Origin of the sequence: Paenarthrobacter sp. NPDC090522, from assembly GCF_044769225.1 — a bacterium.
Lineage (GTDB): Bacteria > Actinomycetota > Actinomycetes > Actinomycetales > Micrococcaceae > Arthrobacter.
The window spans coordinates 226,710-240,736 of sequence record NZ_JBIVXL010000002.1 but is presented as its reverse complement, the minus strand read 5'-3'; the positions used below and the strand labels follow the sequence as shown (position 1 = coordinate 240,736).

The 14,027-nt window shown below is 64.2% G+C and carries 13 protein-coding genes, 1 other RNA gene and 1 riboswitch; of the genes, 7 read left to right on the top strand and 7 right to left on the bottom strand.

Translation table 11 applies throughout. The features are described 5' to 3' along the window. Positions 1-169 precede the first annotated feature (169 nt). The 6 genes from ftsE (at position 170) to ACIQT2_RS03200 (ending at position 5,497) form a co-directional block, all read left to right on the top strand. On the top strand, positions 170-934 hold the full coding sequence (ftsE, locus tag ACIQT2_RS03225) for a cell division ATP-binding protein FtsE (protein WP_400330108.1): 765 nt from the start codon (positions 170-172) through the stop codon (positions 932-934). Further along, entirely contained in the window at positions 931-1,845 is a 915-nt protein-coding gene (gene ftsX / locus ACIQT2_RS03220; RefSeq protein ID WP_400330111.1) for a permease-like cell division protein FtsX, read from the top strand. The genes ftsE and ftsX overlap by 4 nt, the downstream gene beginning before the upstream one ends. A gap of 55 nt (positions 1,846-1,900) precedes the next feature. Continuing rightward, the gene (locus ACIQT2_RS03215; RefSeq protein WP_400330608.1) at positions 1,901-3,313 is read left to right on the top strand and encodes a peptidoglycan DD-metalloendopeptidase family protein; all 1,413 of its coding nucleotides are present in this window, start codon (positions 1,901-1,903) and stop codon (positions 3,311-3,313) included. 98 nt (positions 3,314-3,411) lie between these two features. After that, positions 3,412-3,882: an SsrA-binding protein SmpB gene (smpB, locus tag ACIQT2_RS03210; RefSeq protein ID WP_364158310.1), complete on the top strand. Its 471-nt coding sequence runs from the start codon at positions 3,412-3,414 to the stop codon at positions 3,880-3,882. 99 nt (positions 3,883-3,981) lie between these two features. Then, positions 3,982-4,350: a transfer-messenger RNA gene (gene ssrA / locus ACIQT2_RS03205) on the top strand. A 157-nt stretch (positions 4,351-4,507) separates the two neighbouring features. Then, positions 4,508-5,497, top strand: coding sequence for a S1C family serine protease (locus tag ACIQT2_RS03200; RefSeq protein WP_402943509.1), 990 nt, complete (start codon positions 4,508-4,510; stop codon positions 5,495-5,497). On the opposite strand, the gene ACIQT2_RS03195 is transcribed toward ACIQT2_RS03200, so the two are convergent. Continuing rightward, complete coding sequence (locus ACIQT2_RS03195; RefSeq protein WP_400330611.1) at positions 5,494-5,820, bottom strand: hypothetical protein; 327 nt, start codon at positions 5,818-5,820, stop codon at positions 5,494-5,496. The genes ACIQT2_RS03200 and ACIQT2_RS03195 overlap by 4 nt on opposite strands. Before the next feature lie 75 nt (positions 5,821-5,895). Here ACIQT2_RS03195 and ACIQT2_RS03190 point away from each other — a divergent pair, with 75 nt between their 5' ends. Further along, positions 5,896-7,338 carry an MFS transporter gene (locus ACIQT2_RS03190; protein ID WP_402943506.1) on the top strand — a complete coding sequence of 481 codons (1,443 nt, stop codon included), beginning with the start codon at positions 5,896-5,898 and terminating at the stop codon, positions 7,336-7,338. 18 nt (positions 7,339-7,356) lie between these two features. Here the strand turns inward: ACIQT2_RS03190 and ACIQT2_RS03185 are convergent, their stop codons facing one another. The 6 genes from ACIQT2_RS03185 to aroA form a co-directional block, all read right to left on the bottom strand. Beyond that, entirely contained in the window at positions 7,357-8,070 is a 714-nt protein-coding gene (locus ACIQT2_RS03185; protein ID WP_400330119.1) for a metal-dependent transcriptional regulator, read from the bottom strand. A 27-nt stretch (positions 8,071-8,097) separates the two neighbouring features. After that, positions 8,098-8,886: a class I SAM-dependent methyltransferase gene (locus ACIQT2_RS03180; protein ID WP_402943503.1), complete on the bottom strand. Its 789-nt coding sequence runs from the start codon at positions 8,884-8,886 to the stop codon at positions 8,098-8,100. An 89-nt stretch (positions 8,887-8,975) separates the two neighbouring features. Continuing rightward, positions 8,976-10,370, bottom strand: a complete 1,395-nt coding sequence (locus tag ACIQT2_RS03175) for an aminotransferase class V-fold PLP-dependent enzyme (RefSeq protein ID WP_402943500.1) — start codon at positions 10,368-10,370, stop codon at positions 8,976-8,978. 33 nt (positions 10,371-10,403) lie between these two features. Beyond that, positions 10,404-10,517: riboswitch (SAM riboswitch) on the bottom strand. A 145-nt stretch (positions 10,518-10,662) separates the two neighbouring features. Then, positions 10,663-11,475, bottom strand: a complete 813-nt coding sequence (gene hisN, locus ACIQT2_RS03170; protein WP_397322351.1) for a histidinol-phosphatase — start codon at positions 11,473-11,475, stop codon at positions 10,663-10,665. A gap of 54 nt (positions 11,476-11,529) precedes the next feature. Beyond that, positions 11,530-12,645, bottom strand: a complete 1,116-nt coding sequence (locus tag ACIQT2_RS03165; RefSeq protein WP_402943497.1) for a ribosome small subunit-dependent GTPase A — start codon at positions 12,643-12,645, stop codon at positions 11,530-11,532. Positions 12,646-12,647: 2 nt separating this feature from the next. Next, on the bottom strand, positions 12,648-14,027 hold the full coding sequence (gene aroA, locus ACIQT2_RS03160; protein ID WP_402943494.1) for a 3-phosphoshikimate 1-carboxyvinyltransferase: 1,380 nt from the start codon (positions 14,025-14,027) through the stop codon (positions 12,648-12,650).

Below are 14,027 nucleotides of genomic sequence, written 5' to 3'. Positions count from 1 at the left end.
AGGTTCCGGGGTTGGCCCCGTTTTGGCGACACGCCCCCTAAAGCCCCGAAATCACCGTGGGGTCGTGCGTATAGTCGGAAGGCCGGTGCTCTCACTTCCCCCACCGAAAGCCCGCGCTCCGGCTGTTGGACTGGGCCAATCAGTCATGTCCGGCGGGGTCAAAAGGGCCATGATCAGATTTGAGAATGTCACCAAGGTCTATGAGCAGAATGCCCGACCGGCGCTCGACTCTGTGAGCCTTGAGATAAACCGCGGCGAATTCACCTTCCTGGTGGGGGCGTCGGGATCCGGCAAATCCACTTTCCTTCGCCTGATCCTTAAAGAGGACAAGGCCTCCTCGGGTTCCGTCTATGTCGCCGGCCAGAACGTGGCCAACATTTCCAGTTGGCGCGTGCCCAAACTGCGGCGCGGCATTGGTGTGGTTTTCCAGGACTTCCGCTTGCTGCCCCAGAAGAATGTCTTCGCCAACGTGGCGTTCGCCATGCAGGTGATCGGCAAAAGCCGGTCCATCATCAGGGAAACCGTTCCCGAGGTCCTGAAGACGGTGGGCTTGGAAGGCAAGGAACGACGGATGCCACATGAACTGTCCGGCGGTGAGCAGCAGCGTGTGGCGATCGCCCGGGCAGTGGTGAACCGTCCGGGAATCCTCCTGGCGGACGAACCGACCGGAAACCTGGACCCGATCACTTCCATGGGCATCATGGGTGTCCTGGACAAGATCAACCAGAATGGGACCACTGTGGTCATGGCAACCCACGACGACGACATCGTTAATGAGATGCGTCGCCGCGTTGTGGAACTCAAGGACGGCAAAGTGATCCGGGACGAAGCCAAGGCGCTGTATACCTCGATGATTCCCGTGGTGGGTGAATCGCGACGCCTGCGCGATGCCAGCGACGAGGAAATCACCCGCGCCCAGGGGGCCCAGCTGTGAGGTTCCTGTTTATCCTGGGGGAAATCGGCAGCGGCCTGCGCCGAAACCTGTCCATGGTGATCTCCGTGGTGCTGGTGACGTTCGTGTCGCTGACGTTCGTGGGTGCTGCCGGCATGCTCCAGATGCAAATCAACCAGATGAAGGGCTACTGGTACGACAAGGTCCAGGTGGCCGTCTTCCTGTGCAACGATGGCTCAACCACAGTGGGCTGCGCATCGGGTCCGGCTACGAAGGAACAACAGGCCAACATTCAGGCCATGCTGGAATCGCCGGCGGTCAAGCAGTACATCAACGACTTCCAATTCGAATCCCAGGCAGAGGCCTACAAACACTTCAAGGAGCAGTTCTCCAATTCGCCGATCGTTGACTCGGTATCCGAGGACCAACTGCCTGCCTCCTTCCGGATCAACATGAAGAACCCGGAGAAGTACCAGATCATCAGCGAAACGTTCTCTTCGCAGCCGGGCGTGGAAACGGTCAGCGACCAGCGCCAGGTCCTTGAAAGAATCTTCTCCTGGATGAACGGCGCTTCCGTGGTGGCCGTGGGCATCGCCGCCGTGATGATCTTCTGCGCCGTGCTTCTGATAACCACCACCATCCGGCTCTCCGCCTTCAGCCGTCGTCGCGAGACGGGCATCATGCGGTTGGTCGGGGCGTCGAAGGCGGTCATCCAGCTGCCGTTTATCCTCGAAGGCGTCATTGCCGCCGTGGTCGGTGCGTTGCTGGCCTCTGCGACGTTGTGGCTCATGGCCCATTTCTGGCTCAACGGTGATCTTTCCAGGCAGTTCCTCAACACGCCTTTCATCTCTTCCACCCAGGTCCTGGTGATCGCTCCCGTGCTCATCGCCCTGGGCGGTGGCCTGGCCGGGATATCCTCGTTGTTAACCCTCCGCCGCTACTTGAAGGTTTAGTATGGCCAACGGACGGAACAGCACAGACGATGCCGGTGAATGCAAAGGACTCATGATGACCACGTTGGACCGGATTTCACTTCGTCGGCACCTGGCAGGCGGAAAAGCCCGGATTCTCGGCGCAGTCCTGGCCGTGGGCCTGGCTGCCAGCATCCTTTCAGGTGCTCCTGCGGCCCAGGCCGACAACCTGGACGACCAGCAGGCAGCGCTTGAGGCGGAGGCTGCACGGGTCCAGGCATCCCTCGAGTTCGTGGACGCCAAGATCGCCAAGGCAGCTGCTGACCTGGTGGTCTACCAGGGGCGGCTTCCCGGTGCCCAGCAGGCGCTGCTGGAGGCACAGGGCCGGGTCGCGAGCGCGGTCAAGGAAGTTGAAGCCCTGGCGGCAAGGGTGGAGCTGGCCCAGCAGAACAAGGCGAAGATCACCGAGCAGCTGGAAAGCGACAAGCAGAAGATCACCGATACCAAGAAATTGATCGGCCAGATCGCGTCGCAGGCCTACAAGTCCGGCGGCGTCCCCACCAACATCGCGCTGTTGTTCGGCTCGAACGAGTCCGGCAGCCTTACTGAGTCCATGGACCTCGCCGACCAGGCCATGCGGAGCCAGAACGCCGCCATGACCAAGCTGACGCAGCAGAACGCCACCAACGTGAACTCCCAGGCGCGCCTTGCGGCTGTCGAGGCCGAGATCCAGGACCTCAAGGCGAAAGCGGACGAGGCCTTGAACCGGGAGAAGGCGGCCCGCGATGAAGCCGCCAGCAAAAAGGCCGAGGTGGATAAACTCATTGAGGACACCACCCGGCTGAACGGGCAGCTTCAAGCCGCCAAGCCCGGAATTGAAGCCGACTTGGCCCGCGTGAAGTCGGAACAGGATTCGGTCGCGGCGGAGATCGCTGAGCGAGACCGCAAACTCCGCGAAGCATGGGAAGCGGAACAGCGCAGGCTCGCTGCCGAGGCGGCAGCCGCCGCGGCCGCTGCCGCAGCTGCGCAAGGCAAGCCTGCACCGCCGGAAACCCCGTTCGTCCCGCCGGTGGGCTCGCCGTCGTCCTTTGGCCTGCGGCACCCCTTCGCCAGTTACGTTCCCATCACCTCAGGATTCGGATGGCGTGCGACGCCGCCCGGAACCATCGATTTCTACGGCACCGGTGGCTACATGCACACGGGTATCGACTTTGGAGCGCCTTGTGGAACTCCGGTCTACGCTGCTGCGGCCGGTGAAGTCTTCAACTCCGGGTGGAACTCGGCGGACGGCGGCGGCTGGCGCGTCAAGCTGTCCCACGGTGTGGTGCAAGGCAACTCATTGACCACCATCTACTACCACAACAGCAGCATCGTGGTGGCGAACGGACAACGGGTCTCACAGGGCCAGCTCATTGCCTACTCGGGAAGCACGGGTAACTCCACTGGTTGCCACGCCCACTTTGAGACGTGGCTCAATGGAGTTGCCGTGGACCCCATGACGCTGCTGTAAAGGCTTTCCCCGTCAGCGAAACTGTTTCCCCATGGCGCGGGGCCTTGCTGGCCCTGGCGTACACTAAGGGAAATCCGCATCAAACAAGGAGTTCTACCGTGCCCAAGGAAAGTGGCCGTAAGGTAGTGGCCACCAATCGGAAGGCCCGGCATAACTACCATGTCCTGGATACCTACGAGGCAGGCATTGCCCTGATGGGTACCGAGGTGAAGTCCCTCCGGGAGGGGCACGCCTCGATGGTGGATGGGTTCTGTACGTTCTACAACGACGAATTGTGGATGGAAGGTATCCACATCCCCGAGTACAACCAGGGGAGCTGGACCAACCACGCCGCCCGCCGCCGTCGTAAGCTCTTGCTGCACCGCGAGGAACTGGACAAAATCTCGCACAAAATCCGTGAGTCCGGATTCACCGTGGTGCCTTTGCAACTGTACTTCCTTGACGGCCGCGCGAAAGTGGAGATCGCCATAGCCCGCGGTAAGAAGGATTACGACAAGCGCCAGACGCTGCGTGAGCAGCAGGACAAACGCGAGTCGTTGCGGGAACTACGGGAGCGCAACAGGCGCTGACCGGTCACGGCGTGTCCAGGGAATGAACGTTCCGGTAGATGCGTTATGATGGATAGTCCGGCGGAGCTTGGTGAGGCCGCCGGTTTGGTAACAAAATACGGGGATGATCGGTTTCGACGATGTTAGTCGCGACAGGTGAAGCGGGCCGAGGATGCAGAATTATCTCGTAAACGCTGTCTGCAAACCAATAAGTGCCGAATCTAAGCGCACTGACTTCGCTCTCGCTGCCTAAGCAGTAAGACAGTCCGTCAGCCCGAGGTTGCTATCGCCCCGGTTCCTGGCGTCATTTAGATAGCCACTGCTGTTTGCCTTTGTCATTGGGGTAAACGGGACTTTTAGATGACTGGGCCCGGATCAGCCACCTGTTTGCAGGATGGCTGGGGCCGAGAAAATCCGACGCAAACTGCGCCCGGAGAAGCCCTGACAACACGACATCGGACGGGGGTTCAATTCCCCCCATCTCCACCTGCGAAAGCCCTCGGACATTGTCCGGGGGCTTTTTGCTGCCATGCCCCAGGCGGCGGGCCGGGAAGCCCCGTTCACCCACGGCGTATCCAAACGTGGACTACCAGTCCCTTCCTGCTGGTTGTAGTGGATAAGCACGGTGGGTGGCAGGAGGCATGTGATGGGCACCGAGCCGGAAGAACTCTTCCCGGAGGAGCAGCAGGACGATGACCGGATCCTTGGCGCCTACTCGGAGACGGTGGTCCGTGTAGCGGACACCGTCACGCCCCACGTTGCCGCCATTGAGATGACCAGCAAGAGCCGCACCGGCCGGGTGCGGATGGGCAGTGGCTCGGCCGTGGTTTTCACTGACGATGGCTACATGCTGACGAACGCCCACGTGGTGGCCGGGATCCAATCCGGCAGGGCTGTGTTTGCCAACGGAAAGCACAGCGACGTCGAACTGGTGGGAGCTGATCCGTTGTCCGACCTGGCCGTTGTGCGTGGGCTGAAGGCAACGCCGCCGCCAGCGGCGCTGGGCAACGCGGACTCCCTGAGGGTGGGCCAGTTGGTGATTGCGGTTGGCAACCCCCTGGGCCTGGCGGGCTCGGTGACTGCGGGCGTGGTGAGCGGCCTTGGCCGTTCCATCCCTGTCCGTGCGGGAGAACACCGGCGGCTGATCGAGGATGTGATCCAGACGGACGCTGCCTTGAATCCCGGCAATTCCGGAGGTGCCTTGGCGGATACAAGGGGTCGGATCGTGGGGATCAACACCGCGGTTGCGGGATTGGGGCTGGGGCTCGCGGTACCCATTAACGCGACGACGCGGCGCATCATCGCCTCCTTGCTAAAGGACGGGCGGGTGCGGCGGGCCTACCTCGGATTGGTCAGTACGCCCATTCCGCTCGATGCCAGTGCAGTGGTCCGCACAGGCCAAAAGGAAGGCCTTCGCGTAGTGGAGGTCATGGCAGGCTCTCCGGCCGAGCAGTCCGGGCTGGAACCGGGGGACCTGGTGCTTCAGGCGCAAGGCCGGGCGGTATCGAGCGCCGAGAGCCTCCAGAAACTGCTCTTCGCCGATGCTATCGGCCAGCCCTTCCCGTTGACAGTGCTTCGCGACGGCAGGGTGGTCCAGCTCCTCGCGATCCCGTCCGAGATGGGGGAGTTCGGCTAACGGTCCTCGCGGACGTCCACGACGCCGACAAAGCGGCTGCCGATGCCCTCGTATTCGCTCCGGACATCACCCAGGAACAGTTCCGGAAGTTCGGAGTTCCGGTGGTGCCCGCAGTAGACGAAGGAGAAGTCGGGCCACCACTTCTTGGGCCGGGCGGCCTCGGAAAAACCACAGACAGCGCAGGTGAGCTGTACCCAGACCGGACGCTTCCCGGTTCGGTTGGCACGGGACTGCACCAGCCATGGCGGCGGGTTGTCCTGGAGATCCCGGAGGCCTGCCTCGGGCAAGCGCGACGGGATGCCGTGGCGCTGGGCCATTTCCATGGAGATATCGAGGGCAACGGCCACATCACGTCTGCTGATCACCACTCAACGATACGGCAAGCGTAGGCTGTGCTCATGACTGAACCGGAGGCCATACAGCCGAGCACGCCCCTGCAGAAGAAGGTGCTGCTGGTGGCTATTGTGGCTTCCTTCATCGCCATCCTCGACGGTTTCGTGGTCAATCTCGCTTTGCCGGCCATCGGGCGTGAACTGGGCGGCGGGCTGGTGATCCAGCAGTGGGTGGTGGATGCGTACCTCCTCACCCTGGGTGCCCTCATCCTGGTGGCCGGTTCCCTGTCCGACCATTTTGGCCGCGCCCGGATCCTGCAGTGGGGCCTGGCTGGTTTTGCACTGACCTCGGTGATGTGTGGACTTGCCTGGAACGGCGAGGTGTTGGTGGTCTCCCGGGCATTGCAGGGCATTGCCGGGGCACTGCTGGTGCCCAGCTCCCTTGCCATGATCGTCACGTCTTTTTCCGGTCCGGCGCAGTCCAAGGCAATCGGCCAGTGGTCCGGGTGGACCAGTGCCGCGGCGATCGTGGCACCGTTGATCGGTGGAGTGTCTGTAGACCTCTTGTCCTGGCGGGTGATCTTCTTTATCAACGTGGTTCCGGCCGCCGCAATCTGGCCTATGTTGGCTGGCCTGCGGGCATCGGACGCGGCCCGGGACAAGAGCAAGAGGATCGACTACCCGGGCGCCTTGCTGGCCATGATCGGCTTAGGCGGCCCGGTCTTCGCGTTCATCGAACAGGGCAGGCTGGGGTGGACCAGCCCCTTCGTGTGGGTTCCGTTGCTGCTGGGCGGTGTGGCTTTGGGGTTCTTCCTGTTCCACGAGGGCAGGACCTCCGAGCCCATGCTTCCCCTGGGGCTCTTCGCCATCCGGAACTTTGGCTGGGGCAATCTCGCTACCTTGGCCATCTACGGAGGCATTTCGCTGGGCTTCTTTGTCCTGGGCATCTACCTGCAACAGGTGGGCGGCATGGGTGCTACGGCGGCGGGAATCGCGTTGCTGCCGGGGACGGTGATCCTGATGCTCGCCGCTTCCTACTTTGGCGGCCTTGCCGGAAAGTATGGTCCGCGGTGGTTCATGACCGCGGGACCCCTGTTGTGCGGGACAGGTTTCCTGATGTCCTTATCCGTCCAGGAGCCACTCAATTACTGGACACAGGTGTTCCCCGGCCAAGTGGTCTTCGGGCTGGGGCTTGCGACGCTCGTGGCCCCGCTCACCGCTGCCATCCTGGGTGCCGTTCCACCTGAAGAGGCGGGGATCGGTTCCGCGGTCAACAACGCAGTAGCCCGCATCGCCGGCTTGATCTGCATCGCCTTCGCCGGCTTGATCGTGGGCCCGGTCTTTACCCGGGATGGCCTGTACAACGCGTTGCTGGTCACGGCGGGACTGTTCGTCCTGGGGGCGGTGGCGTCCGCCGTCGGAATCCGCAACCCGGAGCGCGATGAGGCAGGTGCCGCTGTTCCGGACCAAACGTCCGACGACGGCGGGCCGCTGGGGGCGGCGTCCTGACCTGGGGCGGTGCCCGGCTCAGACGTCAGCGAGGACGCAGCCTTCGTGCACCTCGGTGCTCTGCACCCACAAGGCCGAAGTAATTTCATCGGCGAGGTCGAAGTCGCGCCGCTGGGCACCGCTGCCGATCCTTACCACCAGGGCGCCACCGAAGGGCTTGCGGCCTACAATCTCGATGCGGGCGTCCAAGGCAATGTCTTCGGCGGCCAGATAGCGGAGCAGGTCAGGGTTTTCGTCGCTGATGCGCGTGATGCGGCCCGCGTGTCCCTGGTCCAGTTCGATCATGCGGTAGGCGTGCGGTAGCTCCACGGAGCCATCGGATGAGGGAATGGGGTCTCCGTGCGGGTCCCGGACAGGGTGGCCCAGCTTGGCGGACATGCGTTCAATGAAGGTGTCAGAGACTGCGTGTTCCAACATTTCCGCTTCGTCGTGGACCTCGTCCCAGCGGTAGCCGAGTTCCTCCACAAGGTACGTCTCGATGAGCCGGTGCCTCCGCACCATGGCCAAGGCCAGTCGCATGCCGTCGGGCGTCAGGCGGATGGCGCTGTAGGGCTGGTGGTCCACCAGGCCCTGGTCCTTGAGCTTGCGCACCATTTCGGACACCGAGGAATTGGCTACGCCCAGCCGTTGGGCCAGCTGGGAGGACGTGATGGGCTTGTCCTGCCACTCAGTGAAGGAGTAGATGACCTTGACGTAGTCCTCGATCGAGGAGGAGGGCGTACTGGTCTTCACGTTCCAAGCCTACCGTGGGAGGGCGGCTCAGGCCTTGCGGGCCCGCCACGTCTGCGTCACGTACGGCAGGGCCAGGGTTTGGCCAGGGGCGTGGCCGAGGTGTTCGTAGAGGTACCACTCCAGGTTTCCCATGACCTTGGCACGGGTAGCCTCGTTTGCTCGAAGGTAATAGCTGCGCGACTTGGTCAATTCCATGATGTCCCCGGGGGACACAGCATCCTCCCAATGGGTGACATGGCATTCCAAGCCGGTGAACTCCGGACCGATGGCCGGCCGGAAACCCGGTTTGTGTACGTCGCCGGCATGCATGATGCGTGAAAGGCGGTGCACCCAGGGGACGGAAGTATCCAATTGGTTCCAGATCAGGCCCAGGACGCCATGCGGACGGAGCACCCTGGCGATTTCCGTGCTGGCTTTGTCGGGATCGCACCAATGCCAGGCCTGGGCAACACTGACGACGTCGAAAGCTGAGTCCGCCAGTCCGCTCGCCTCGGCGGTGCCCTCCAACGCATGGACCTGCGGGCACGACAGGCGGAGTTGCGCCAGCATGTCCGTGGAAGGATCGACGGCGGTAACCTCAAGACCTCGGTCCACGAGCAGCGTGGTGAATTTTCCCGTGCCCGCGCCGATGTCGGCCGCGGACTTCGCGCCGGCAGGAAGAAGCCAATCCACGGAGTCTGCAGGGTAGCCGGGACGCACCACATGGTAGTGCTCGCCGCCATCCTGGAAGCTCTGCCCCAGTTCCTTGCGCCGGACCGCGTGCAGCTTGGGACCGCTGGGTTGATGCGAACCCTTGGAAGGGTCTTGGGACCGCATGGTGTGTACAGACTCCTCTACCGCGAACGCCGGAAGTACCCTACGAATTTACAGCAAGGCAGGGCTGGCCGGGTCACGGCAAAGTGCGGTCAGTCCACGGTGCAGGGAGCAGCGCCTGCGGTACCGGGCGTGTTGGGGGCCCATTCGGGATAGCTGCGGTGGTCGTTCGCCGGAACCCAGCGGCCCTCGTCCACCACGTAGTCCCAGCCCAGCCCGGTGCCCTTCAGTTCCTGGATTCCCTTAAGCAGCCGGGCGGCGTCCTCCAGCCGGGAACCCACGCCGAAGCTGGCGCGCAGGGAACCGGACGGCAGGCCCAGGCGCTTGAGGAGCGGGTGTGCGCAGAAACGACCATCGCGAAGGCCCACTCCGTGTTCCGCGGACAGGTAGGCGGCTACCAGACCGGCGTCGAATCCCTCCACCGAGAAGTTGACCACACCGATGGTGTCCGTGGAATCACTGAAGATCTGGTGGACGGTGACCCCCTCGATGGCCTGCAGGCCCTCCACAAGGTAGGAGCGGATGGCGGCCTCGTGGTCGTGCCAGGCCTGCTGGTCAAGGCCGGCCAGGACCTGCGTGGCGCGGGCCAGGGTGGCGGCGCCAAGGACGTTGGGGGATCCGCCTTCATGGCGGGCCGGACCTGTCGCCCAGCTGACGGAGTCGAGGCGGGCTTCACGGACTGCGCCACCGCCGGCAAGGTGCGGCGTTCCGGCGTCGAGCCAATCGGGGCGGCCTACCACTACGCCGGCACCGAAGGGTGCATACAGCTTGTGGCCGGAGAAGACCACGTAGTCGACGTCCGCTTCGGCGATGTTGATCCGGCGGTGCGGGGCGAGCTGGGCAGCGTCCACCACGATGCGGGCACCGAATTCGTGGGCAAGGGAGGCCAGTTCCGCGATGGGCAGGATTTCACCTGTCACGTTGGAGGCGCCGGTGACCGCGAGCAGGGAGACTCCGCCTTGGGCCAGTTCGTGGCGCAGGTTGGCGAGGGTCGCAGCAAGCGTGGAAGCGGCTACGACGCTGCGGTGCGGTACGCCCTGCCACGGCAGCAGGTTGGCGTGGTGTTCGATGTCCAGGTACAGGACTTCGCCGGTTGGCGTACCGTCGATCTGCGGAAGGCAGCCGGCCAGCAGGTTGAGGGAGTCGGTGGTGTTACGGGTGAAGATGACGGAGTCATCGGGGCGCCCGCCCACGAAGTCGCGCACGATCTCGCGGGAGTTTTCATAGACGGACGTGCTGATTTGGGACGCGAATCCGGCTCCGCGGTGCACGCTCGCGTAGTACGGCAGGACCTCGTTCAGGTACGCGGACACGATGGTCAGCGCCGGCGCGGAAGCTCCGTAGTCGAGGTTGGCGTAGCGGACGTGGCCGCCCTGGATCAGGGGCGCCTGCAGTTCGGCGCCAGTCACGGCGGCAAGGGGCCTGGCGGCCGCGGCTTCCTGCGTGGCAGTGGGAAGGACGGTGGATTCGAACGTAACAGTGCTCATGGGACCTCACTCAAGAGGGACCCCCTTGCGGGGGATCCGCGCTTGCCGTATCCGTTCCGGACCGGCCTGGTCGTCACCCGGGGCACCCCACCGCGAATGGAGGGTTGCCGGCCAGCAAACCGGGGTTTAGCGCTGGCACTCGTGACCTGTAGTAGACATTAAGGCACCCCGCATGCCGGATACAAAGCCGTCCACTTTGTTAAGCGCATTGTTACGCAGGATGCGGAAAGGGCGGATTTGGCGAATAAAGTGCGGCGGACACCTCCCAGGGGAGGTGTCCGCCGTCGAAAATTCAGAGGAGATCGTCGATTCCCGGATTGAGGCGTTTCAGGACCTCGGAGTGCAGGATCGAGTTGGTTGCCAGTGCGTTGCCGCCGAAGGGGCCATCCTCACCTTCAAGGGAAGTGAACCGGCCGCCCGCCTCCGTGACGATCGGCACGAGGGCCGCCATGTCATAGAGGTTCAGTTCGGGCTCGCAGGCGATGTCAACGGCGCCTTCTGCCACCAGGCAGTAGGACCAGAAGTCCCCGTAGGCGCGCGTACGCCAAATGTCCTCGGTGAGGCCGAGGAACTCGTCAAGGTTCCCGCGCTCCTTCCAGCCGGACAGGCTCGAGTAGGACATGGACGCATCCGCGAGCGTGGAAACGTTGGAAACCTTCAGCCGGGTGGCCGAGGCCAACGAGCGGCCCATGTAGGCGCCCATGCTTTTGGCCGCCCACCAGCGCTTGCCCAAGGCTGGTGCGCTGACCACGCCCACCACGGGTTCGCCTTCGTCGATCAGGGCGATGAGGGTTGCCCACACGGGGACGCCCCTGACGAAATTCTTGGTGCCGTCGATGGGGTCGATGACCCAGCGCCGTGAACCGTGGCCGCTGCTTCCGAATTCCTCACCGAGGACGGCATCACGGGGGCGTGAACGCGACAACTGTCCGCGGATGGCTTCCTCAGCGGCCTTGTCCGCATCCGTGACCGGCGTCAGGTCGGGTTTGGTTTCGATCTGCAGGTCCAGGGCCTTGAACCGGTCCATGGTCTGGGCGTCCACGGAATCGGCCAGGACGTGGGCCAATCGCAAGTCATCGTTGTAGCTGGAAACGGGTTGGGTCATGCCACCAAACTATCGTGAATCCTCCACGCCCCGGGGGAGGTGAGGCTCCGACCCTCAGTTGACGGTGCCCAATTCCTTGGTTTCCTTGGCCTCCAGGCGGGGGTCGGCACCGAGCAGGCGCCTGAGCGAAGCCAGGCGGGCCACGCCGGAAGGGCCGGCATTGCCTTGGTTGACCCACTCATCCAGCCCGCAGTTCACTGCACTCGCGTCATGTTTGCAGCCACGGTCACAGGCTTCCGTGCCGGGCTCCAGGTCGGGGAAGGAATGCAGGATGCGGCCGGCATCAACGTGGGCAAGGCCGAATGAACGGATGCCCGGGGTGTCGATGATCCAACTGCCGGAAGGAGCGTCCGCCAGTTTGAGGGCCAGGGCGGAGGAGGAAGTGTGGCGTCCGCGCCCGGTGACGGCATTGACCCCACCGGTCGCCCGTTCGGCTCCTGTGAGGGCATTGACCATGGTGGATTTGCCCACGCCGGAGTGTCCCAGCATGACGGTTACCTTGCCGTCGAGGTGGGAACGCAGGCGGGAGACGGCGTCGCTGTCCAAACGGGCGGAGAGCCCGTCGTCTGAACGTGCATCGATGCCGGAGGCCTGCGAATCCGCCGTGCGGCTGATGATGACCGGAAAGTCGAGGCTGAGGTAATTGGCCAGCAGTTCGGCAGGATCCTTGACATCCGCCTTGGTGACGAGGAGCAGCGGCTCGATGCCGGCGTCGTAGGCTGCTACCAGTGCGCGGTCGATGAAGCCGGTGCGAGGCTCCGGGTTCGCTGCAGCCACAACCACCACCAATTGGTCCGCGTTGGCCACCACGACGCGCTCGATGGGATCGGTGTCGTCCGCGCTGCGGCGCAGGAGCGTCCGGCGTTCCTCGACGCGGACCAGCCGCGCGAGCGTGTCCGGGCCACCGGAAACATCACCCACGAGTGCCACGAAATCACCCGGGACCACCGGGTTCCGGCGCAGTTCGCGGGCACGTGCGGCAATGACCACCCGCTCATTGTCGGTGTCCTCACCAACCACTGCGGTATATCGGCCGCGGTCCACCGTGATGATCCTGCCGATCACGGCGTCGTCATGGCTGGGCCGATCCTTGGTGCGGGGGCGGGAACCCTTCTTGTTGGGCCGGATCCGTACGTCCGATTCGTCCCAGGAGCGTGCGTCGCGGCCCATGGTCAGCTCGTGGCCCCGCCCGATGAAGCCTCAGCCGGGGTCCGGCCGAGCATCGCTGCCCACATCTGCGGAAACTCCGGCATGGTCTTCGACGTTGTTGCGATGTCCTCCACTTGAACGCCCTCAACGGCGAGGCCCAGGATGGCCCCGGCCGTGGCCATGCGGTGGTCCGCATAGCTGTGGACTACACCGCCATGAAGGGCGGCCGGGTGGATGATGAGGCCGTCGGCCGTCTCTTCGGCGTTTCCGCCGAGTCGGTTGATTTCGGCCACCAGTGCGGCAAGGCGGTCTGTCTCATGGCCCCGGAGGTGCGCAATGCCGGTGAGGCGGGAGCGGCCCGTGGCCAGCGCGCACAATGCGGCGACGGTAGGGGCGAGCTCGCTGGTTTCGTCGAAATCGGCGCCCAGGATCTCGGGTCCGCCCTTGACCGTCAGGGTTCCGTTCTCCAGCGACACCTCAGCGCCCATGGATGCCAGGATGCTCCGCCACAGGTCACCCACCTGGGTGGTCTCGAGGGGCCAGTTGGGGATCCGGACGGTGCCGCGCGTGGCAAGTGCTGCCGCGAGGAACGGACCGGCGTTCGACAGGTCCTGTTCGATGCGCTGGTCGAAGGCCCTGATGGGACCGGGGGCCACGCGCCAGTGGTTGGGGACGGAATCGTCCACCTGGACACCGACGCTGCGCAGGACTGCGACCGTCATGTTGATGTGGTCCAGGCTGGGCACCGGCTTGCCGACGTGCTCCAGGTGCAGCCCCTCCGTGAAGCGGGCGCCAACAAGCAACAGGGCCGAGACGAACTGGGAGGAAGCGCTGGCGTCAATGACCAGGTGCCCGCCGCGGACTTCGCCCGAGCCCTCCACCGCGAACGGAAGGGCCGACGGCGTCCTGCCGCCTTCGCTGCGGACGGGCACGCCGAGTGCGACCAAAGCCTCGATGATGGTTCCCATGGGGCGTTTGCGGGCGTGGGGGTCGCCGTCGAACACCGTGACGCCGGCGCGCAGGGCCGCCAGGGGTGGGACGAAGCGCATGACCGTTCCCGCGAGTCCACAGTCGATCGCTGTTTCGCCGCCCGCGACGGACGGATCCATCGGTGTGATGTCCAGGTCCGGGCCGTAATCGCCGTCGCCGGGTACTTCGGTGACCGTCGCGCCGAGCTGGCGCAAGGCCTGGATCATCAGCACGGAGTCCCGGGAATGGAGTGGTGCCCGCAGGCGGGAGGGTCCGTCGGCCAACGCAGCCAGGACCAGGAATCGGTTGGTCAGTGATTTGGATCCCGGTACCGTCACCGTGGCATCCACCGGAACCGTGGCATAGGGTGCTGGCCACAGGGGGAGGGGTGTGCCGTTCTTCGGGCCGGCGTTTGCTGCGGTGGTACCTGTCAT

Coding starts and splice junctions, on each gene's coding strand:
- hisN (WP_397322351.1), bottom strand. CDS start 11,475: ATGACCCAACCCGTTTCCAGCTACAACGATGACTTGCGATTGGCCCAC.
- ACIQT2_RS03180 (WP_402943503.1), bottom strand. CDS start 8,886: ATGCGGTCCCAAGACCCTTCCAAGGGTTCGCATCAACCCAGCGGTCCC.
- ACIQT2_RS03190 (WP_402943506.1), top strand. CDS start 5,896: ATGACTGAACCGGAGGCCATACAGCCGAGCACGCCCCTGCAGAAGAAG.
- aroA (WP_402943494.1), bottom strand. CDS start 14,027: ATGACAGGTACCACCGCAGCAAACGCCGGCCCGAAGAACGGCACACCC.
- ACIQT2_RS03175 (WP_402943500.1), bottom strand. CDS start 10,370: ATGAGCACTGTTACGTTCGAATCCACCGTCCTTCCCACTGCCACGCAG.
- ACIQT2_RS03165 (WP_402943497.1), bottom strand. CDS start 12,645: ATGGGCCGCGACGCACGCTCCTGGGACGAATCGGACGTACGGATCCGG.
- ACIQT2_RS03200 (WP_402943509.1), top strand. CDS start 4,508: ATGGGCACCGAGCCGGAAGAACTCTTCCCGGAGGAGCAGCAGGACGAT.
- ACIQT2_RS03215 (WP_400330608.1), top strand. CDS start 1,901: ATGACCACGTTGGACCGGATTTCACTTCGTCGGCACCTGGCAGGCGGA.
- ACIQT2_RS03195 (WP_400330611.1), bottom strand. CDS start 5,820: ATGGAAATGGCCCAGCGCCACGGCATCCCGTCGCGCTTGCCCGAGGCA.
- ftsE (WP_400330108.1), top strand. CDS start 170: ATGATCAGATTTGAGAATGTCACCAAGGTCTATGAGCAGAATGCCCGA.